General features: G+C 67.4%; 15 protein-coding genes. 8 read left to right on the top strand and 7 right to left on the bottom strand.

What is annotated here, in order from left to right; genetic code table 11:
* The first annotated feature begins 200 nt into the window (after positions 1-200).
* From hpnA to L1787_RS20740, 7 genes are read left to right on the top strand one after another with little or no spacing between them, the layout of a single operon-like run.
* A complete protein-coding gene (gene hpnA / locus L1787_RS20770) occupies positions 201-1,259 on the top strand; it encodes a hopanoid-associated sugar epimerase (RefSeq protein ID WP_255720668.1) in 1,059 nt (352 codons plus the stop codon).
* Positions 1,256-2,422 (top strand): glycosyltransferase, encoded by a 1,167-nt coding sequence (locus L1787_RS20765; RefSeq protein WP_235711014.1) that lies wholly within the window; start codon positions 1,256-1,258, stop codon positions 2,420-2,422. The genes hpnA and L1787_RS20765 overlap by 4 nt, the downstream gene beginning before the upstream one ends.
* Complete coding sequence (gene hpnC, locus L1787_RS20760) at positions 2,419-3,279, top strand: squalene synthase HpnC (RefSeq protein WP_235711013.1); 861 nt, start codon at positions 2,419-2,421, stop codon at positions 3,277-3,279. Before L1787_RS20765 ends, hpnC begins: the two co-directional genes overlap by 4 nt.
* The gene (gene hpnD / locus L1787_RS20755; RefSeq protein WP_235711012.1) at positions 3,279-4,136 is read left to right on the top strand and encodes a presqualene diphosphate synthase HpnD; all 858 of its coding nucleotides are present in this window, start codon (positions 3,279-3,281) and stop codon (positions 4,134-4,136) included. The genes hpnC and hpnD overlap by 1 nt, the downstream gene beginning before the upstream one ends.
* Entirely contained in the window at positions 4,136-5,389 is a 1,254-nt protein-coding gene (hpnE, locus tag L1787_RS20750) for a hydroxysqualene dehydroxylase HpnE (RefSeq protein ID WP_235711011.1), read from the top strand. Before hpnD ends, hpnE begins: the two co-directional genes overlap by 1 nt.
* Positions 5,390-5,415: 26 nt before the next feature.
* On the top strand, positions 5,416-7,404 hold the full coding sequence (shc, locus tag L1787_RS20745; protein WP_235711010.1) for a squalene--hopene cyclase: 1,989 nt from the start codon (positions 5,416-5,418) through the stop codon (positions 7,402-7,404).
* Positions 7,404-8,078 (top strand): phosphorylase family protein, encoded by a 675-nt coding sequence (locus L1787_RS20740; RefSeq protein ID WP_235711009.1) that lies wholly within the window; start codon positions 7,404-7,406, stop codon positions 8,076-8,078. Before shc ends, L1787_RS20740 begins: the two co-directional genes overlap by 1 nt.
* Here L1787_RS20740 and hpnH read toward each other — a convergent pair.
* Both hpnH and ispH read right to left on the bottom strand, forming a co-directional pair.
* Positions 8,022-9,215, bottom strand: a complete 1,194-nt coding sequence (gene hpnH / locus L1787_RS20735; protein WP_235711008.1) for an adenosyl-hopene transferase HpnH — start codon at positions 9,213-9,215, stop codon at positions 8,022-8,024. The genes L1787_RS20740 and hpnH overlap by 57 nt on opposite strands.
* Positions 9,216-9,250: 35 nt before the next feature.
* Entirely contained in the window at positions 9,251-10,207 is a 957-nt protein-coding gene (ispH, locus tag L1787_RS20730; RefSeq protein ID WP_235711007.1) for a 4-hydroxy-3-methylbut-2-enyl diphosphate reductase, read from the bottom strand.
* A 249-nt stretch (positions 10,208-10,456) separates the two neighbouring features.
* Between ispH and L1787_RS20725 the strand changes: the two genes are divergently transcribed.
* Positions 10,457-13,054 (top strand): MMPL family transporter, encoded by a 2,598-nt coding sequence (locus tag L1787_RS20725; protein ID WP_255720665.1) that lies wholly within the window; start codon positions 10,457-10,459, stop codon positions 13,052-13,054.
* A gap of 31 nt (positions 13,055-13,085) precedes the next feature.
* Here L1787_RS20725 and L1787_RS20720 read toward each other — a convergent pair whose 3' ends face one another.
* The 5 genes from L1787_RS20720 to L1787_RS20700 form a co-directional block, all read right to left on the bottom strand.
* Positions 13,086-14,333: a DUF1501 domain-containing protein gene (locus tag L1787_RS20720; protein ID WP_235711005.1), complete on the bottom strand. Its 1,248-nt coding sequence runs from the start codon at positions 14,331-14,333 to the stop codon at positions 13,086-13,088.
* A 4-nt stretch (positions 14,334-14,337) separates the two neighbouring features.
* A complete protein-coding gene (locus L1787_RS20715) occupies positions 14,338-15,717 on the bottom strand; it encodes a DUF1800 domain-containing protein (protein ID WP_235711004.1) in 1,380 nt (459 codons plus the stop codon).
* A gap of 195 nt (positions 15,718-15,912) precedes the next feature.
* The gene (locus tag L1787_RS20710; RefSeq protein ID WP_235711003.1) at positions 15,913-17,082 is read right to left on the bottom strand and encodes an acetyl-CoA acetyltransferase; all 1,170 of its coding nucleotides are present in this window, start codon (positions 17,080-17,082) and stop codon (positions 15,913-15,915) included.
* A gap of 157 nt (positions 17,083-17,239) precedes the next feature.
* Positions 17,240-18,028, bottom strand: coding sequence for an SDR family NAD(P)-dependent oxidoreductase (locus tag L1787_RS20705; RefSeq protein WP_235711002.1), 789 nt, complete (start codon positions 18,026-18,028; stop codon positions 17,240-17,242).
* A complete protein-coding gene (locus L1787_RS20700) occupies positions 18,025-19,917 on the bottom strand; it encodes an AMP-binding protein (protein WP_235711001.1) in 1,893 nt (630 codons plus the stop codon). Before L1787_RS20700 ends, L1787_RS20705 begins: the two co-directional genes overlap by 4 nt.
* Positions 19,918-20,059 lie beyond the last annotated feature (142 nt).

Here is a 20,059-nt window from a genome sequence, read left to right as displayed (position 1 = left end):
CCATTATATTGAGGCCGCTCAGGCATTTCAGTATTCGACCTGACGGGTCGGCGCGGCGTGACGAGGAAACGAATGCGGAAGACTTCGACGCGCCGATCGCGCTCCCGCCCGCCGCCGATGGCCGGAGGCGTGACGGCGCCGCCGAACGGGACCGGACAAGGCGAACGTCACGGTGTCCCATTCGGGCGAGGTCCGCTGCGATGAGCCACGAGATGGCGACCCATGAGACGCCGATCGGCGCGCCCGACACGCGGCCGGCCACCGCGTCGCCGCCGCCGGTGCTGATCACCGGCGCCTCCGGCTTTCTCGGCTCCGCGCTGGTGCGGGCCTTCCGCCGGGAGGGCCACCCGGTCAAGGCGCTCGTGCGCGCCACCAGCCCGCGCACCACGGTCGATCTCGACGAGCGGGACATCTTCGTCGGCGATCTGCGGGACGCGGCGTCGTTGGAACGGATCTTCGACGGGATCGGGATCCTCGTCCACGCGGCCGCCGATTATCGGCTCTGGGCCCGCGATCCATCCGAACTCTACCAAGCGAATGTCGACGGCACGCGAGCCATTTTGTCGGCCGCACGAGCGGCGAAGGTGGGGCGCATCGTCTACACGTCGAGCGTCGCGACCCTCGTGCCCGGCACGGCTGCGACCCCGTCCGACGAGGACGCGACGCAGAATGTGCAAGCGGTCGTCGGCCATTATAAGCGCTCGAAGACGATGGCCGAGCATGTGGCGAGCGACATGGCGCGCGACGGTCTGCCCGTCGTGATCGTCAACCCGTCGACGCCGATCGGGCCGCGGGACATCAAGCCGACGCCCACCGGGCGCATCATCGTCCAGGCCGCGACAGGAGGTATTCCCGCCTTCGTCGACACCGGGCTCAATCTCGCCCATGTCGACGATGTCGCACAGGGGCACGTGCTCGCGGCGCGGCATGGCCGGATCGGCGAGCGCTATATTCTCGGCGGCCACAATGTGCCGCTGGCGGAGATGCTCGCCGAGATCGCGCGGCAGACCGGGCGGCGCGCGCCCTCGGTCCGCCTGCCGGTGGGGGCCATCGTCCCGGTGGCGGCGGTCGCGGAGGCGATGGCGCGTGTCACCGGGCGGACGCCGTTCGTCTCGTTCGACGCGCTCCGAATGGCACGCCGGCCGATGTTTTACACCGATGCAAAGGCCCGAGAGCGGCTCCACTATCGCGCACGCCCCTGGCAAGACGGTATCACCGATGCGCTTGCCTGGTTCGAACGGATGGGAATGCTGCGATGATGGTGTGCGCGATCCTCGCCCTTTGCGTATGGGGCGTGCTCCTCTTCGCGCGGGGCGGCTTTTGGCGTGTGGATGGAGAGTTGCTCGAAGGCAAAGGATCTGCACCCGGAGCGGAGCGCCGTGCGATCCTCGCCATCGTTCCCGCCCGCAACGAGGCCGATGTCTTGCCGACCACCTTGCCCGCCCTTCTCACCCAGACGACGAGCGGCCCCTTTCGCGTTCTCCTCGTCGACGATCATTCGAGCGATGGCACCGGCGCCCTCGCGCGGCGCCTCGCGGCCGAATGCGGCGCCGCCGACCGCCTCACGGTGATCGAGGCCGCGCCGCTGCGCAAGGGTTGGACCGGCAAGCTCGGCGCGATGCAATCCGGCCTCGATCATGCCCGCGCCACCGGCGAGAGCGCCGAGCGCATCCTCTTCACCGACGCCGACATCGCCTATGGCCCCGGCGCACTCGCCCGCCTCGAAGCGGAGGCCGACCAGCGGGGCACGGTGCTCGCCTCGTTGATGGTCAAGCTGCGGGCCGAGAGTGCGGCCGAGCGGTGGCTCATCCCGGCCTTCGTCTACTTTTTCAGGATGCTCTATCCCTTCCGCTGGGTCGCCGATCCCGGACGGCGCACGGCGGCCGCCGCCGGCGGCGCGATGCTGGTCGATCGCAAGGCGCTCGACGCGATGGGCGGGCTCGATGCGATCCGCGGCTCGCTGATCGACGATGTCGCGATGGGCACCCTCATGAAGAAGGCCGGACCGGTCTGGCTCGGCCTCACGAACGCGGTCCACTCGGTGCGCGCCTATCCGGCTTTCAAGGACATTCAGGCGATGGTGGTGCGCTCCGCCTATACGGAGCTGCGCCATAGCCCGCTGCGCCTCCTGATCGCGATCCTCGGCCTCTCGCTGGTCTTCCTCGTTCCGCCTGTCGCCGCCCTCGTCGGCGACGGACCGGCGCGGCTCGCGGGGATCATCGCTTGGGCGGCGATGGCGCTCTCCTTTGTCCCGATCGCCCGCTTTTATGGCGTCGGAGCGTGGCGGGGGCTCGCGCTGCCGGGGGTCGCCGCTCTTTACGGCGTGTTCACGGTCCAATCGGCCGTCCTCCACGCCATGGGCCGCGGCGGAGCCTGGAAAGGCCGCGTCCAGGCCGCGACCGGCGAGACGCACGAGGCATGAGCACGACCGAATGGGGCTCCGGCAAGGGTCACACCGACGAGAATTTCCCCGTCGCCTCGGCTCTGATCACCAAGCGGCACCGTCCGGCGGTGATGGCCTATTATCGCTTCGCCCGCGCGGCCGACGATGCCGCCGATCACCCGGCGCTCGCGCCCGCCGAGAAGCTCGCGATCCTCGACCGCCTCGAGGCGACGCTGCGCGGCGAGGACGAACTCGCCGATGCGCTCCCGCTGCGCCGCGTGCTCGGTGAACGCGGTATGGACGCCCGCCACGCGACCGACCTTCTCGGCGCCTTCCGCCAGGACGTCGGCAAGACCCGCTATGCCTCGATGGACGAGCTGATGGCCTATTGCGCCCTCTCGGCGATGCCCGTCGGGCGCTATGTGCTCGACGTGCACGGCGAGGACAGGGCGGCGACGTGGCCGGCATCCGATGCCCTCTGCGCCGCGCTCCAGATCATCAACCACGTCCAGGACTGCGGGAAGGATTATCGCGAGATCGACCGCGTCTATATGCCGGACGACATTCTCACCCGCCACGGGGCAAGTGTCGCCGATCTCGGCGCATCCGCCGCCTCTCCGGCGCTCGGCGAGGCGTTGCGGGAGGTCACGCGAACCGCTGACCGGTTGTTGAGCGAATCGGCGAAACTTGCTCCATCGGTCAAAGATTCACGGCTCCGTATGGAAATTGCCGTAATACACGGCCTTGCTGAGCGCATCGTGGCGCGACTCTTGCGGTACGACCCGCTCAGCGAGCGTGTGCATCTGTCGCGAACGGCGATGGCGGCGGGAGCAATCGGTGCGATTCTCCGCGAAAGCGTCGGCGGAACCGCGGCAAAGTTGATCGGGAGACGGTGATGGCAGCGGAGGCGGCAACGGTCGAGCGGCCCGGCACGGGAACGCCCACGGTCGCACCGGCGCCGAAAAAGAGCTCGTTCTATCTCGCGATGCGACTTCTGCCGCCGGACGAGCGGCGGGCGATGTACGCGATCTACGCCTTTTGCCGCGCCGTCGACGATATCGCCGACTGCGACCGGCCGCGGGCGGGCCGACATGCGGACCTCGACGCGTGGCGCGGCGCGATCGAGGCACTCTATGCCGGACGCGTCCCGCCGGGGCTCGAGCCGATCGGCGACGCGATCGGCCGCTTCGACCTCCGCCGCACCGACTTCGACGCCATCATCGACGGCATGGCAATGGACGTCGATGCCGACATCGTGACGCCCGACCGTGCCACGCTCGATCTCTATATCGATCGCGTGGCCTCGGCGCCGGGCCGGCTCTCGGTGCGCGTGTTCGGACTGTCCGAGGCCGCGGGGATCGACCTCTCCCGCCATCTCGGCAGCGCCCTCCAGCTCACCAATATCCTGCGCGATCTCGACGAGGACGCCGAGCGCGGCCGCCTCTACCTTCCGCAAGAGAGCCTTCGCGCCGCGGGCATCACCGACATGCGCATCGAGGCGGTCCTCGCCGCCCCACAGCTCACGGCCGCCTGCACGAGCCTTGCCCACGACGCCGCCCACCATTTCGACGAAGCGGCGCGGATCATGGACGCCGCGCCGCGCCGTGCGGTGCGGGCGCCCCGCCTGATGGCGGCCGCCTATCGGCCGATGCTCGTCAAGATGGTCGCCGCCGGCTGGCAGCCGCCGCGCACGCGGGTCTCGAAGAGCAAGGCGGCCTTGGCCCTTGCCATGCTGCGCTACGCCTTCATCTGATGACGGGCACGGTTCATGTGATCGGTGCGGGGCTCTCCGGCCTCGCCGCCGCCCTCTCGCTCGCCGACGCCGGGGTTGCCGTGCGGCTCTACGAATCCTCGCCCCAGGCCGGCGGGCGTTGCCGCTCCTATCACGACCAGACGCTCGGGATGGTGATCGACAACGGCAACCACCTCCTCCTGTCGGCCAACACGTCGGCGCTCGCCTATGCCCGCCGGATCGGGGGTGACGCCGCGCTCGAGATCGCGCCCGATTGCAGCTTCCCCTTCGCCGACCTGTCGACCGGCGCCCGCTGGACGCTGCGGCCCGGAATGGGCCGCACGCCCTGGTGGATCTTCGACGGCTCACGCCGCGTCCCCGGCACGCGGCCGGCCGACTATCTCGGCCCGGCCCGCCTCTTCTTCGCCGGCCCCGACGCGACAGTCAGCGATCGAATGGCGACGGACGGCGCGCTTTATGAACGCCTCTGGCATCCGATCCTGGTGGCCGCGCTGAACACCGATCCGCGCGAGGCCTCCGCCCGTCTCGCCGCCCGCCTCATCCGGGAGACCTTCGGCAAAGGCGGGGCCGCCTGCCGGCCGGTGATCGCCTCCGGCGGGCTCAGCGCCGCACTGGTCGACCCGGCGCTCGCCACGCTGTCGGCGGCGGGCGTTCCGATCCGCTTCGGCGCATCCCTCAAGGCGCTCGAACGGGAGAGCGGCCGCGCGAGCGCGCTCGTCTTCGCCGGTGAGAGGGTGCCGCTCGGGCCGGGCGACCGGGTCATTCTCGCCGTGCCGCCGCGCGTCGCGGGCGCGATGGTCCCCGACATCACGGTGCCGCTCGCGCATCGTGCGATCCTCAACGTCCACTTTGTGGACGATGAGGAAGCTACCCCCGATAGCGCGACACTTATCGGTCTTGTCGGCGGTATCTCGGAGTGGTTGTTCCGCTACCGGGGGCGTCTATCCGTCACGGTCAGCGCAGCCGACCGGCTGATGGACGCACCGCGAGAGGACATCGCGCGCCAAATCTGGCATGAGGTTGCCTCAATCATCGGCCGTTCCGACGACATGCCCCGCTGGCAGATCGTGCGCGAACGGCGAGCCACCATCGCCGCGACCCCCGCAGAAGAGGCCCGGCGACCCCACACATCAACGCCGTTGCAGAACCTTTTCCTCGCGGGGGACTGGACGGCAACGGGTCTGCCCGCGACGATCGAAGGCGCGATCCGTTCAGGCGAACGCGCGGCGGACTTCGCTCGCCGCGCCACGTGACGATATCAAGGACGATTGCGGAGCCCATGCCACAGCGCACCGACACCGAAGACCTCGCTCTCGCCGCCCATCCCGACGGCCCGGCCGCCGACGCGCTCTCCGATGCGATCGAGCGCGCGAGCCGCAGTCTGACGCGCTGGCAGCAGGACGATGGCCACTTCTGTTTCGAGCTCGAAGCGGATGCGACGATCCCGTCGGAATATGTCCTCTATCTCCATTTTCTCGGGCTCGAGAATCCCGAGATCGAGGCCAAGATCGGCAACTATCTGCGACGCATTCAGGGCGGGCACGGCGGATGGCCGCTCTTCGCCGACGGCCGCTTCGATATCAGCGCCAGCGTGAAGGCCTATTTCGCGCTGAAGATGATCGGCGATCCGGTCGACGCGCCGCACATGGTGCGCGCGCGCGAGGCGATCCTCGCCCATGGCGGTGCGGCGAACGCCAACGTCTTCACCCGCATTCTCCTCGCCCTTTATGGCGAGATCCCTTGGCGCGGCGTGCCGAACATGCCCGTCGAGCTGATGCTGATGCCGCGCTGGTTCCCGGTGCACCTGTCGAAAATGTCCTATTGGGCGCGGACGGTTCTCGTGCCGCTCCTCGTCCTCCAGGCGCTCCGACCGAAGGCCCGCAACCCGCGCGACCGGCATATCCGCGAACTCTTCCACATCGCCCCGGAGAAGGTGAAGACCTGGCCGAAGGGGCCGCACCAGGTCGCTCCCTGGTCGCAGATTTTCGGCGAGATCGACCGGATCCTCAAAGTCGTCGAGCCGCGCTTTCCGAAAGCGAATCGCGAGAAGGCGATCAAGCAGGCTGTCGAGTTCGTCGATGCGCGCCTCAACGGCCTTTCCGGCCTCGGCGCGATCTTCCCGGCGATGGTGAACGCCGTCCTCATGTACGACGCGCTCGGCGTGCCGGACGACGATCCGCGCGTCGTGACCGCACGGCAGGCGATCGACGATCTTCTCGTCGTGCGGGAGGACGAAGCCTATTGCCAGCCGTGCCTCTCGCCGGTGTGGGACACGGCGCTGACGGCGCACGCCCTCCTCGAGGTCGGCGGCGACGATCAGGAGGAACAGGCCCGCGCCGCGCTCGACTGGCTGATCCCCCGCCAGGTGCTCGAGCACAAAGGCGACTGGCAGGTGAGCCGGCCCGAGGTGCGTCCCGGCGGCTGGGCCTTCCAGTACGACAACCCGGACTATCCCGATCTCGACGACACCGCCGTGGTCGCGATGGCGATGGATCGCGCGGCGGCGCGTACGGGCGAGCGCGACCGCTTCGAGGAGCCGATCTCCCGCGCGGCGGAATGGATCGGCGGGCTACAGAGCAAGAATGGCGGCTTCGCCGCGTTCGATGCCGACAATTTCTACGACTATCTGAACTACATCCCCTTTTCCGATCACGGCGCCCTGCTCGATCCGCCGACCGCGGACGTTACGGCGCGGTGCATCTCGCTGTTCGCCCAGCTCGGCGAGCGGGTCGACACGAGCGCCCGCTTGAAGGCGGCCGTCGACAATCTCCTCGCCGAACAGCGGGCGGACGGAAGCTGGTTCGGCCGCTGGGGGACGAACTATATTTACGGCACATGGTCGGCTTTGTGCGCGCTCAACGCCGCCGACTTCGGCCCGGATTCTGCGCCGATCAAGCGAGGGGCGGAATGGCTGATCGAGATCCAGAACGCGGACGGCGGCTGGGGCGAGGACGGCGAGAGCTACAAGCTCGGCTATGACGGCCACGAGCCGGCCTCCTCGACGGCATCACAGACCGCCTGGGCGCTGCTCGGCCTGATGGCTGCGGGACGGGCCGATCACCCCGCGGTCGCGCGCGGGGTTGCCTATCTCGCCGAGACGCAGAACGATGAGGGGCTCTGGGACGAGCATATCTTCACCGCCGTCGGCTTCCCGCGCGTGTTCTACCTTCGCTATCACGGCTACTCGAAGTTCTTCCCGCTCTGGGCGATGGCACGCTATCGCAACCTGATGCGCGGCAACAGCCGGACCGTTTCGGTCGGGATGTGATGGCCGCGCGCGCGGTCCTCGCCGTTTGCGGCATCGCGGGCGAGGCACGGATCGCGGCGCGAGCCGGTGTCTCCACCCTCGCCGCGCCGCCGCACGCGCTCGGCGCGCGGCTTGCCGCGGTCGACCCGGCCTCGATCTCTGCGGTCGTGAGCTTCGGCCTTGCGGGGGGGCTCGCCGCCGGCGTCCGGCCTGGCGATCTCGTCATCGCCGAGCGGATCGTCGGCCGCGAGAGCTTCGATTGCCATCCGGTCGGCGCTCGGCTCGCAGCGTCCCTCTCCCCGCGGCTCATGGTCCATCGCGGATCGATCGTCGCGATTGACGCGCCCGTCCTCACTCCGGCCGAGAAGCGCGCCCTCGCGGCGGCACACGGGGCGATCGCGGTCGATACCGAATCCCACCTCGCCGCGCGCTTTGCCGAGGCGCACGGCCTTCCCTTCGTCACCTTGCGGGCGGTGTGCGATCCCGTCGATCAGCCGCTCCCGCCGCTCGCGATCCATGCGGTGGGCGCGAACGGACGGCTCGATCTTCCGGCGATCGTGAGTGAGATCGCGCGCCGTCCCGGTCAGCTCGCCACCCTTCCGGCGACGGCCTGGGGTACGGCGCGGGCGATGCGGACGCTACGCCGCGTCAGCACTCTCCTTGGCGCGGGCCTTGGCCTTCTCGCGATTGGCTGACGCCTTCTTGGCGTTCTCGGCGTTCTGCGTGCGCATCTCCGACAGACGCTGCTCGACATTCGCGGAGAAGACGTATTCGGCCGGGCGCTGCTGATCGAGCGGGATATCCGGCGTCATCGGTCCTTCGGTGCGGACACCGCGGAGCGCCACGGCGGCGGACTTCCACGGCCGGCGCACGGCGTCCTCGACGGCGCTCGCCTCGAAACCGGAATGGACCATGCAGTCGGCGCACTTTTCGTAGTTGCCGGTGCCGTAGGAATCCCAGTCCGTCGTCTCCATCAGCTCCGTGAAGGTCTTCGCGTAGCCTTCGCCGAGGAGATAGCAGGGCTTTTGCCAGCCGAAGATCGTCCGCGTCGGGTTGCCCCACGGCGTACAATGATAGGTCTGGTTGCCGGCCAGGAAGTCGAGGAACAGCGAGGACTGGTTGAACTTCCAGTTCTTCGCGCCATTGCCGCGCCGGAAGACCGAGCGGAAGAGCTCCTTGGTCTTGGTGCGGTTGAGGAAGTGCTCCTGATCGGGCGCCCGCTCATAGGCATAGCCCGGCGAAACGGTGATCCCGTCGAGGCCGAGGGCCGACACCTCATCGAAGAAGGTCGCGAGACGCGCCGGATCGGCGTTGTTGAAGATCGTCGCGTTGATGGTGACGCGGAAGCCCTTTTCCTTGGCAAGGCGGATCGCGTCGACGGCCTTGTCGTAGACGCCTTCCTGGCAGACCGAGGCGTCGTGCATCTCGCGGTCGCCGTCGAGGTGGATCGACCAGGTGAAATAGGGGTTGGGCTTGTACTCGTCGATCTTCTTCGGCAGCAGCAGCGCGTTGGTGCAGACGATGGTCGTCTTGCGCCGGGCGACGAGCTCCTCGACGATCTGCGGCAATTCCTTGTGGATCAGCGGCTCGCCGCCGGCGAGGACCACGACGGGCGCCCCGCACTCCTCCACAGCCTCGATGCACTCCGCCTTCGACAGGCGGCGATTGAGGATCTCGGTCGGGTAGTCGATCTTGCCGCAACCGGCGCAGGCCAGATTGCAGCGAAACAGCGGCTCCAGCATCAGGACAAGCGGGTAGCGCTTGTTGCCCTTGAGGTGCTGCCGCAGGATATAGGCACCGACGGCGACGGCCTGACGAAGCGGAATGGACATGAATGGCCCCTGCGGTCGGGTTGAACGTGTTGCGGTCAGGCGAGCGAAAGTTCGGAGGGCGGCGCGAAGCGAACGCTTTCTTGCGGCCCCGCGAGGGTCGACGTCTCGATCGGACGGAACGTGGCGAGGCGCTCGACCACCCGTTGGACGAGAACCTCCGGCGCGGACGCTCCAGCGGTCACTCCCACGGTCGTCACCCCGTCGAACCATGCGCTTTCCAGCGCCGTCTCGTCCGGCACGAGGTAGGAAATCGCGCCGGCCTCACGCGCGACTTCGGCGAGCCGCGTCGAGTTCGAGCTGTTCGATGCGCCGATGACGATGATGACCTCCGCAACGTCCGCGAGACCGCGCACGGCCGCCTGACGGTTTTGCGTGGCATAACATATATCGCGCGTGTCGGGACCCACGATATTCGTGAAGCGCTGTTTTAGCGCGGCAATCACGGTCGAGGTGTCGTCGACGCTGAGCGTCGTCTGGGTGATGTAGGCGAGCGGTGCCGCATTGTCGAAAGGCAACTTTTCGACATCGTCCACCGTGGCGACGACCGTCACCTCCCCGTCGATCTGGCCGAGCGTGCCGGTGACTTCCGGATGCCCCGCATGCCCGATGAGGATGACCTCGCGCCCGTCGGCGCGGTAGCGGCGGCCCTGTTTGTGGACTTTGGCGACCAGCGGGCAGGTGCTGTCGATCACCGGGAGCTTGCGCCGTTCCGCCTCACGCTCCACCACGCGCGAGACGCCGTGTGCGCTGAAAATCGTCACCGCGCCGTCGGGCACCTCGCTCAGCTCGTCGACGAAGACGGCGCCCTTCTTCTCGAGCTCGTTGACGACGTGCCGATTGTGCACGATCTCATGCCGGACATAGACCGGCGCATCGTGGCGTTGGAGCGCGTCCTCCACCGCGTCGATGGCACGGACGACTCCGGCGCAGAACCCGCGTGGCTGAGCGAGTATGACGTTGAGCGTCGTTGATGCGTCTGACTGTATCGCCATAGTCGCCTAAGCCTTTATTCGTCCCGCTTAGTGGCCCCGAATATGGACGGAGCATGGGGCCTGTCAAACTCTACTGTCCAGAGTCCGCCAGCATTTTCGTGCGTCTGTGGCGAAATGAACGCCGACGCTGCGGCGCGCTGTCTCGCCTGCGGCCGATATGCTCGCCCCGGTAGGTTGAAGAGTTTCAGCCAAGCACGTACTGCCTGGGTTCCACCACGGACCGCCCGGTAAAACTCCCAAGAAAAGAGGATGAGCGTGCTTCAAAGGGTCGTTGCAATTTGCACCCGCATGCCACTTCCAATCGTCGGCATCGGCATCCTCCTCACTCTATTCTGTGGCTTCTACGCTGCCAATCACTTTGCCATCACGACCGATACGGATCAGTTAATCGCCTCGGACGTTTCGTACCGGCAAGATGAGATCGCCTTCGCGAAGGCGTTCCCGCAGACCCAAAACCTCATTATCGCGGTCGTCAGCGCGGATCTACCCGAAAAAGCGAACGCAGCCGCCGAGACGCTGGCCACCGCTTTAAAGGCGCGGGCCGATGTTTTTCCGCTCGTCCAACAGCCGGAGACCTCTGAATTCCTGAAACGCAACGGCCTTCTCTTCCTGCCGGAAGACGAGTTGCGGACGATGCTTCAGAATTTGGACAGCGCCGCACCGCTCGTGGCCGGCCTCGCGCAAGATCCGAGCCTGCGCGGCCTGTCCGGCGTCATCGAAGGGCTCGTAACCGAGGCGCGCGACCCCGCATCCTTCGCCGCCGTCGCCCCCCTCCTCGACACGGTCGCCGGCCCGATCGACTCCGCGCTCGACGGACAGGCCCGCCCCCTATCGTGGCAAAATGCCCTAGACCCCGGCGCGGCGGGCGAGGAGACGACGCGCATCCTCGTCATCCAGCCGGTTCTCGATTTCAACGCCATCGAGCCGGGCGCCCCCGCGATCTCTCTGTTGCGCGACCTCGCCGCGGCCGAGGGTATCGACGAGGCGAATGGCGTCTCGCTCCGCCTCACCGGCCCGGTGCCGCTCGCCGACGAGGAATTCGGCACGCTGAAGGAAAATGCGCTCCTCAACGCCGCGCTGACGATCGGCGCCGTCGCGCTGATCCTCTTCATGGCGCTGCGCTCGGGGCGCCTGATCGGAGCGGTGCTCGCCACGTTGATCGTCGGGCTCGTCGTCACCTCCGCGCTCGGGCTCTTCCTGGTCGGCGAGCTCAATATGATCTCGGTCGCCTTCGCCGTGCTGTTCATCGGCCTCGGCGTCGACTTCGGGATCCAGCTCTCGACCCGGTACCGCGCCGAACGTCATGCGATCGGCGAGCTGAGGCCGGCGATCCTGAAGGCGGCGGGCGGTGTCGGCTTTTCGCTGACGCTCGCCGCGCTGTCCCTCGTCGCCGGGTTCTTCTCGTTCCTGCCGACGGCCTTTCGCGGCGTCTCCGAACTCGGCCTCATCGCCGGGATCGGGATGGTGGTCGCCTATATTGCGAGCCTCACCTTCCTGCCGGCGCTGATGACGCTTTTGCGGCTGAAAACGGAGCCGCGCCCGGTCGACACCGCGGCGCTTGCCCATGTCGACCATTGGATCGCCCGCAATCGGACGCTCGTCATCGCCCTCACCGCGCTCGTCACGCTCGCTGGCATTCCCTTCCTCGTGACGGTCGAGTTCGATTCCAACCCGATGAATCTGCGCAGCGCGAACGTCGAATCGGTGTCGACCTTCCTCGACCTCACACAGAACCCCGAGACGGCGCCGAACAAGTTGCAGGTGCTGGTGCCGAGCATCGACGATATACCGGCCATGGCCGAGCGGCTCGACGCCTTGCCGGAAGTCGACCACACCGTATCGGTCGCAACCTTCCTCGCGCCCGATCAGGCCGACAAGCTCGCCCTCATCGCAGCGACCCGCGCGCGATTCGCTCCCGTCTTCGCCATGACGCCCACCCCCGCCCCGACCGATGACGAGACCGTCGCCGCCCTCACGCGCGGGGCGCAAGTGCTCGGCGCCGCCGCACGCCAGGCGCCGGAGGCCGGCGAGGCGCTGTCGTCCCTCGCGGACCGATTCTCCGCCCTCGCGGATGCGCCGGAGGCCGCACGCACGCGCGCCCAAGACGCGCTTTTCGCTTATTTCCCGGCCTTCCTGTCGAACCTCAAAGCCGCCCTCTCACCGACGGCGCCGGTGACGCTCGCTTCGCTTCCCGGCGACTTCCGCGCCGATTGGGTGGCGGCCGACGGACGGGCGCGCATCGAGGTCTCGCCGACGGGCGATTCCAACGACAACGCCGTTCTCCAGCGCTTTGCTGATTCGGTGCGCACGGTCGCGCCGAACGCCTCCGGTCCGCCGATCGGCATCACCGAGGCGGGCAAGCTCATCGTGCGCGCCTTCCTGGAGGCCGGCATCTTCGCCCTCCTCGCGATCACGGTGATTCTCTGGATCGCGTTGCGCCGCGTGTTCGATGTCATCCTGGCGCTCGGACCGCTGGTGCTCGCGGGGATCTGGACGCTGGAGTTCGCCTCGCTGATCGGCCTCAGCCTCAACTTCGCGAACGTCATCGCCTTGCCGTTGATGTTCGGCGTCGGGATCGCCTTTCACGTCTATTATCTGATCGCGTGGCGCATCGGCGTCGCGGACGTTTTGGCATCGAGCCTCACCCGCGCGATCTTCTTCAGCGCCCTCACCACCGGCACCGCGTTCGGCTCGCTGTGGGCATCGAGCCATCCCGGCACGTCGTCGATGGGCGAACTCCTCGCGATCTCGCTGGTCTTCACGCTGATCGCGGCGTTCGTCGTCGTCCCGGCCTTTCTCGGCCCGCCGCGCGAGGGCGCAAAAGAAAAGGCCCAGGCGAGCGCCTGAGCCTTTTCGCGTTTAAGCCGCGCTTCGGTTCTCAGCCACTCGAGGCGCGGATCAGGCCGTCGAGCGGGCGCAGATCGGCCGTGTCGGGGAACACGTTGGTGCCGAGAAGGCGCGCATCGAGCCCCAAATGGTCGCGCAACGTGCCCTTCAGCACGGCGCGAAGATCCGTCGTCGGATAAAGGTCGCGTCCCTCATAAAGGGCGCGGTCGGCAAGGCCCGGCCAATCCGCGACGACGCGCCCGCCATCGACAGCGCCCCCGAGGAGCATTGCGACGGTCGCCGTCCCGTGATCGGTGCCTTGCGAGCCGTTCATCCGCACGGTCCGGCCGAATTCGGTGACGACGGCGACGACGGTATCCTTCCAAGCATCGCCGAGCGCGGACCGCAGCGCCGAAATCACCTGATCCAGCCCGGCCAGCGTCATCCCCAACGCGCCATCGACGACCCGCTGGCCGCGATGGGTGTCGAAGCCCGTCATGTCGAGAAAGCCGACACGCGGGCCGTCGTCCGCGGCAAGCGACCGGCCGGCCGCTGTCGCGGCGGAAACAGCCTGACGGTGGATCGCCCGAACCTGTCCCATGTCCATCATCTGCTGATCGAGAGAGGCGGCGAGGTCGCTTTCCGTGCCGGCGACCTCTTCGAGCTTCAGCCCTTCGGCGAGCGCTTTGGCGAGCACCGGGTCGGTGTGCTCATAGAGCGAGAGAAGCCGGGCGCGCGTGTCGTCGGAGGTGGCGGGAAGGCCCGGCGGCAGCCACGTCACGACGTTGGGCGCGCCGCGCATCACGAGCGGCGTCGACGGCGCGGCGGCGAAACCGCCTTGCCGCGCGATCCGCTCGGCGGACGGAAGCTCGGCGATCGCCCGGCCGAGCCACCCGTCGCGATGGTGGACATCCGACGTCATCCCGTTTTCCAACACGTCCTGCGCCTGGAAGTGGGAGCGATCGCGATAAGGCGTCTGCACGGCATGGACGAAGAGCGCTTCGCCGCGCCGATAAAGGTCCGCGACCGTCGGCAGGCGGGCGTTAAGCGCGAAGAAATTGTCGAGCGGTATGGCCGCGTTCGGGCCGGACAGCGGCATCACCGCATCGTCGCGCACCGCTTCATAAGCCGGATCGCCGACCGGCGCGACGGCCGCGAGCCCGTCCATGCCGCCGCGCAGGATGATCGTCAGATAGCGCGGATCGCGGGGCCGCGCCGCATAGGCGATCTTCGGAATGGAGGCCCAGGCGGTGAAGGCCGCGCCGCCGGCGAGAAAGCCGCGTCGAGTGGGGTGCAACACCGATCTATCTCCGTTGAAAAGCGGGGCTCATGAGGAGGAGGACGGCCCCTTGGCTCGGATCCTCCGCCCGTTCGACCGCCTCGGCCACGAAGGGGTCGAGGTCGTCCGCCAACAGGCGATGCGCAAGCTCGGGAACATCCCGCACCGACGTGTGGCGGCGCACGAGTTCGAGAACATAGTCCATTCGCTCCAGGAGGCTGTCGCCGCCAAGAAAGGCCCTGTCATCGTCCGGCCAGCCGGCCGGAGACGGCACGGCCCACACGTCCTGTGCGAGATCGCGCGCAGAGCGAAGGACGAAATTCTCCGGCAGGCGGGAGATGCCGAACGCCCGCCCGCTGCCGATCATGAAGTCGTAGGGCGGCACGGTCTTCACCGGCGGTGCGTCCCACGCCACATCGCTTTCGAGGAGCGTCAGCGACAGCGCCTTGAGATCGCCGCCGGTGTCGACGAAGCTGGCTTCGAGGTCGGCGATCAGGGAGTCCGGCGCATCGTCGCCGACGAAATGCCGCGCGAACTTCGTCGCGATATGGCGCGCGGTCGCCGGATGATGGGCAAGGCCGAGAAGAACGTCCGTGAGCTGCTCCTCACCTTCCGTGGTGTAGTGCGTGCCCATGATCGTGCGCGGGCCCGGCTCGTGCCATCGCCATTGAAAGGCCGGTATGTTGCGCCGGCCCATGATGCCGCCATTCCACCCGGTCAGCGTGTTGGCAAGCTCGATCACGTCCTCTTGCGTGTAGCCCCCGCCGACGCCCACGGTGTGAAGCTCGAGGAGCTCCCGCGCGAGATTTTCGTTGATCGAGCTGTTGCGGCGCTGTCCCATTCGGCTGTTCGGGCCGATCGAGCGGTGATTGTCGAGATAAGTGAGCATCGCCGGATGCGTCGTCGAGGCGATCAGCATCTCGTCGAAGCGACCGAGCACATTGCGGCGGATCGCCTCCCGCTCGAAAAGGCCGATGGTGAAGCGCACCTGGACCGCTTTGCGCCACTCGATGGCGAAATGATTGGACCAGAACAGGACGAGCCGTTCGACGAACGGATTGTCCGTCGTCAGCCCATGATCGACGCGCGCGCTCACCTCGTCCCGGCGCAATTTCTGCACCATCTGGCTGCGGTCCTGGACCGCCATCTCGCGCGCTTCTTCCTCCTCCGGCGTCGTATCGCCGGTGCGCACGGCGCGCGAGGCCTCCTGAAGAGCGCCTTGAAGCTCCATGAACTGCTCGCGCAGCGTCTCGCGATCCAACAGACCGGCATCGATCAGCGCCGATTGCGGGCGATCGCACTGGGCGAGGACAAACCCGACCGGGTCGGTGGAAATGGCGGCGACTTCGCCGGGGCGCGGCCCGAGGCCGAACCGCGTGAGCGCCGTCAGCGCGCGTGATCTCATCCCCGCTCCTCACAACAAACCCGGTCCGTGGGGATGGCCCCACGAACTGGAGAAGGCCTCTACCGTCGTGTCAGTTGCACACGACTTTGTGGCAAGCGTCTGCTGAACGGCCCCTGAAGCAAGCAATGCGTCGATCTGCCACCGGCCCACGCCGCGGGGCGCGGGCCTCGTCGCTCCGAGGGTCGGCGGACCGGTCTATGCCTTCAGAGGCTGCAGGATCGAAACATAGTTCGCGACGGCCGCGCCGCCCATGTTGAAGATGCCGCCGAGCTCGGGGTTCGCAAGCTGCATGTCACCCGCTTCGCCGGCGAGCTGCATCGCACTGATGACGTGCATCGACACCCCTGTCGCGCCGATCGGATGCCCCTTCGACTTCAAGCCGCCCGAGACGTTGACCGGCAACTTGCCGTCCGGCTCGGTCCACCCCTCTTCGATGGCGCGCGCCCCCTCGCCCGGCTTTGCAAGGCCCATCGCCTCGTATTCGAGGAGCTCGGCGATGGTGAAGCAATCGTGCGTTTCGACGAAGGAGAGATCGTCGAGCGAGACGTTCGCCGCCGCCAAGGCCCGGCGCCAAGCCTCACCACAGCCCTCGAAGCGAATGATGTCGCGCTTCGACATCGGCAGGAAGTCCTGGACATGCGCCATGCCGCGGAAGGCGACGGCCTTTTTGCGCGTCATCGCCGTCCCGAGATCGGTGAGCACGACGGCGGCCGCCCCATCGGAGACGAGCGAGCAGTCGGTCCGCTTCAAAGGGCCGGCGACGAAGGGGTTTTTCTCGCTCTCATTGCGGCAAAAATCGTAGCCGAGATCTTTGCGCATCTGCGCGAAGGGGTTCTTCACCCCGTTCCTGTGGTTTTTCGCGGCGATCTTCGCGAGCGCGTCGGACTGGTCGCCATGGCGCTGGAAGTAGCTGGCCGCGATCTGGCCGAAGACGCCGGCGAAACCGCCCGGAACGTCTCCCTCCTCGGGAAGATAGGCGGCGCGAAGGAGGTTTTCGGCGATCTCCGGCCCCGGCGTTTTCGTCATCTGCTCGACGCCGACGACGAGGACGAACCGGGCATTGCCCGCCTTGATCGAGTTGATCCCCTGGTGGATCGCGCCCGAGCCGGTGGCGCAGGCATTCTCAACGCGCGTTGCCGGCGTGAAGCGGAGACGATCGTCCGCCTGGAGGACGAGCGAGGCGGTGAAGTCCTGTTTGGAAAAGCCACCATTGAAGTGACCGAGGACGATCTCGTCGACGTCCTCGGGACCGATCCCGGCGTCCGCCATCGCGTCGGTCGCGACACGGGTGATCAGCGTCTCGACGGTTTCGTCCTGAAGTTTGCCGAAGGGCGTGTGCGCCCATCCCACCATGGCTGCGGTCATCGTATCCATCCCTTCGTTGCAACGGTGGGCGGTGCACCGGCCACCGGATGCTCTTTAGATAGTGGATAGCGCGCCGGTCGCCTCATGACATCAGGCGAAACGCATTTTCTCGGCCCGCGCGCGCACATCGGCGCGAGCGGGCCGTCTGCGCGTCCGGTCAGTCCTTCGTCGAGACCACATAATTCAGCGGCAGGCGGCCGCCATCGGCGTAGACCGTCTGGCCGGTGATGTAGCTCGCTTCGGCCGAGGCCAGGAAGGCGACGATCGCCGCGATCTCGTCCGGTTCGCCGATGCGCCCGAGCGGGGTGCGCGACATCAAGGTGCGCCGGGCGGCCGGGTCGCGGTTCACCGAACTCAGCATCTCGGTCTGGATCGAGCCGGGGCCGACGGCATTCACGCGGATTCCGTAAGGGGCGAGCGCGAGGGAGGCAGCGCGCGTCAATTGCGAAAGGCCTGCCTTGGAAATCGAATACGGCACCTGGGCCGGCAGCGCGAAAACGGCGTTGACCGAGCTCATATTGACGATGGCGCCGGGCTCATCGCCCGCCTTCACGCGCTCCACCATGTGCCGCGCGACGGCCTGGGTGAGGAGGAACGCGCCCTTCAGATTGACCCGCATGACGCGGTCGAAATCCTCCTCCTTCAGCTCCAGGAAATCGCCGCCGCCGACGATGCCGGCATTGTTGACGAGCACGTGGATGTTGCCGAACGCGTTCAGCGTCGCCGCCACGAGATTGCGCACGTCGAGCTTCTCACCGACATCGCATTCGGTGAAACGGACCGTGTCTTCCGGGCCGAGGGCGTGGGCCGTCTTCGAGCCGGCCTGCGTGTCGACATCGGCGATCATCACGCACATGCCTTCGGCGATCAGCCGCTCGGCGACGGCGCGCCCGATCCCGCGCGCGCCACCCGTGACGATCGCGACCTTCCCGTCGAGCCCCTTCACGCGGTGGCGCCACGCGAGGTGACGGCGATCTCGATATCCGCGAGCGCCTCGGGATCATCAATGGTTGCGGGCATCGTGTAAGTCTCCCCGTCCGCGATCTTCTTGATCGTGGCGCGCAGCGTCTTCCCCGATCGCGTCTTCGGCAAGCGCGGGACGGGAATGACATGTTTGAAAGCGGCGACAGGACCCACCTCGTGACGCACCTTTGCCACAAGCTCCGCCTCGAGCCCGTCGATCTCGGCCCCGGGACGCACGACGACGAAGCCGAGCGGCACCTGTCCCTTGATCGGATCGTCGGCCCCCACCACCGCACATTCGACCACCGAAGGGTGCGAGGTGAGGACGTCCTCCATCACCCCGGTCGACAGGCGGTGACCGGCGACGTTGATCACATCGTCGGTGCGGGCCATGACGAAGACATAGCCGTCATCGTCGATCATGCCGGCGTCGGAGGTGTTGTAGTAGCCCTTGAAGGCGTCGAGATAGGCGCTGCGGAAGCGCTCTTCGTCGCCCCACAATGTCGGCAGGCAGGAGGGCGGCAAGGGCAGCCTGATGGCGACATTGCCGAGCGTTCCAGCCGGCACCGGCTCCCCGTCATCGGACAGGATCACGACATCATAGCCCGGCATCGGCTTGGTCGGCGAGCCGTGCTTGATCGGCAGCGGCTCGAGGCCCAGCGGATTGCCGACGATCGCCCACCCGGTTTCCGTCTGCCACCAATGATCGACGACCGGCACGCCGAGCGCCTTTTCGGCCCACACGATCGAGGCGGGGTCGGCGCGTTCGCCGGCGAGGAACAGCGCGCGGAAATGGGAAAGATCGTGGTCGGCGGGCATCCGCCCGTCCGGGTCGTCTTTCTTGATCGCGCGGATCGCCGTCGGCGCGGTGAAGAGTGAGACGACCTTGTGCTCGGCGATGAGACGCCAGAAGGCGCCGGCGTCGGGCGTTCCGACGGGCTTGCCCTCGTAGACGATGGTCGTCGCGCCGATCAGGAGCGGGGCGTAGACGATATAAGAGTGACCGACGACCCAGCCGACGTCCGAGGCCGCCCAGAACACCTCCCCCGGCTCGATATTGTAGATATTGCGCATCGACCAGGCGAGCGCGACCATGTGGCCGGCATTGTCGCGCACGACGCCTTTCGGCCGGCCCGTCGTCCCGGAGGTGTAGAGGATGTAAAGAGGGTCGGTGCCCTTCATCGGCTCACACGGAACCGTGCGCCCCTCTTCGAGGGCGGCGGCGAAGAGCGCGCCGAGATCGTAATCGTCGGCCGCAAGGTCGGCGGGCGCGGCCTCGCGCTGCCAGTAGAGGACGGGCGGACGCACCTTGGCGAGCCGCTTCGCCTCGGAAATCAGCGGCTCGTAGGCGATGACGCGGCCGGGCTCGATCCCGCATGAGGCGGCGAGGATCAGCGCGGGCTCCGCATCGTCGAGACGAGCCGCGAGCTCGCGCGCCGCAAAGCCGCCGAACACAACGGAATGGATCGCGCCGACCCGCGCACAGGCGAGCATCGCAACCAGCGCTTCCGGGATCATCGGCATATAGACGACCACGCGGTCGCCCTTTGCGATGCCGAAATCCTTCAGCACCGCAGCCATCGCCCCCACCCTCGCGGCAAGGTCGCGATAGGTGATGATGCGTTGCCGCCCGGTCAGCGGCGAATCATGGATGATCGCCGGCTGATCGCCACGGGTTTCGACGTGCCGGTCCACCGCATTCCAACACGTGTTGCAGACCGCGTCGGGAAACCAGCGGCCATAGACGCCCGCGCTCGGGTCGAACGCCGCCTTGGGCGGCTCGACCCAATCGATGGCGTCTGCGGCCCTCAACCAAAACGCGGACGGATCATCCCGCCACGCCTGCATGGTGGCGGCATATTCACCAGCCATAGGGCCCTCCCGTCACACGCTCTTTCCGGCGTCGCCAGAACGATGGCACCAACACCAACGCCACGCAAACAGGAGAATTCTAACAAACGTTTAGGTTGAGGCGCGTGACACCCTCACGCACCACGATTGAAGTGTGCAATGG

Origin of the sequence: Acuticoccus kalidii (genome assembly GCF_021556395.1) — a bacterium.
Lineage (GTDB): Bacteria > Pseudomonadota > Alphaproteobacteria > Rhizobiales > Amorphaceae > Acuticoccus > Acuticoccus kalidii.
This window is presented reverse-complemented; position numbering and strand designations above follow the sequence as displayed.

Bases quoted from the DNA above. Each gene is read 5' to 3' on its own strand.
- hpnE (WP_235711011.1), top strand. From the start codon at position 4,136: ATGACGGGCACGGTTCATGTGATCGGTGCGGGGCTCTCCGGCCTCGCC.
- shc (WP_235711010.1), top strand. From the start codon at position 5,416: ATGCCACAGCGCACCGACACCGAAGACCTCGCTCTCGCCGCCCATCCC.
- ispH (WP_235711007.1), bottom strand. From the start codon at position 10,207: ATGGCGATACAGTCAGACGCATCAACGACGCTCAACGTCATACTCGCT.
- L1787_RS20700 (WP_235711001.1), bottom strand. From the start codon at position 19,917: ATGGCTGGTGAATATGCCGCCACCATGCAGGCGTGGCGGGATGATCCG.
- hpnA (WP_255720668.1), top strand. From the start codon at position 201: ATGAGCCACGAGATGGCGACCCATGAGACGCCGATCGGCGCGCCCGAC.
- hpnC (WP_235711013.1), top strand. From the start codon at position 2,419: ATGAGCACGACCGAATGGGGCTCCGGCAAGGGTCACACCGACGAGAAT.
- L1787_RS20710 (WP_235711003.1), bottom strand. From the start codon at position 17,082: ATGACCGCAGCCATGGTGGGATGGGCGCACACGCCCTTCGGCAAACTT.
- L1787_RS20725 (WP_255720665.1), top strand. From the start codon at position 10,457: ATGAGCGTGCTTCAAAGGGTCGTTGCAATTTGCACCCGCATGCCACTT.
- hpnH (WP_235711008.1), bottom strand. From the start codon at position 9,215: ATGTCCATTCCGCTTCGTCAGGCCGTCGCCGTCGGTGCCTATATCCTG.
- L1787_RS20740 (WP_235711009.1), top strand. From the start codon at position 7,404: ATGGCCGCGCGCGCGGTCCTCGCCGTTTGCGGCATCGCGGGCGAGGCA.
- L1787_RS20715 (WP_235711004.1), bottom strand. From the start codon at position 15,717: ATGAGATCACGCGCGCTGACGGCGCTCACGCGGTTCGGCCTCGGGCCG.
- L1787_RS20765 (WP_235711014.1), top strand. From the start codon at position 1,256: ATGATGGTGTGCGCGATCCTCGCCCTTTGCGTATGGGGCGTGCTCCTC.
- hpnD (WP_235711012.1), top strand. From the start codon at position 3,279: ATGGCAGCGGAGGCGGCAACGGTCGAGCGGCCCGGCACGGGAACGCCC.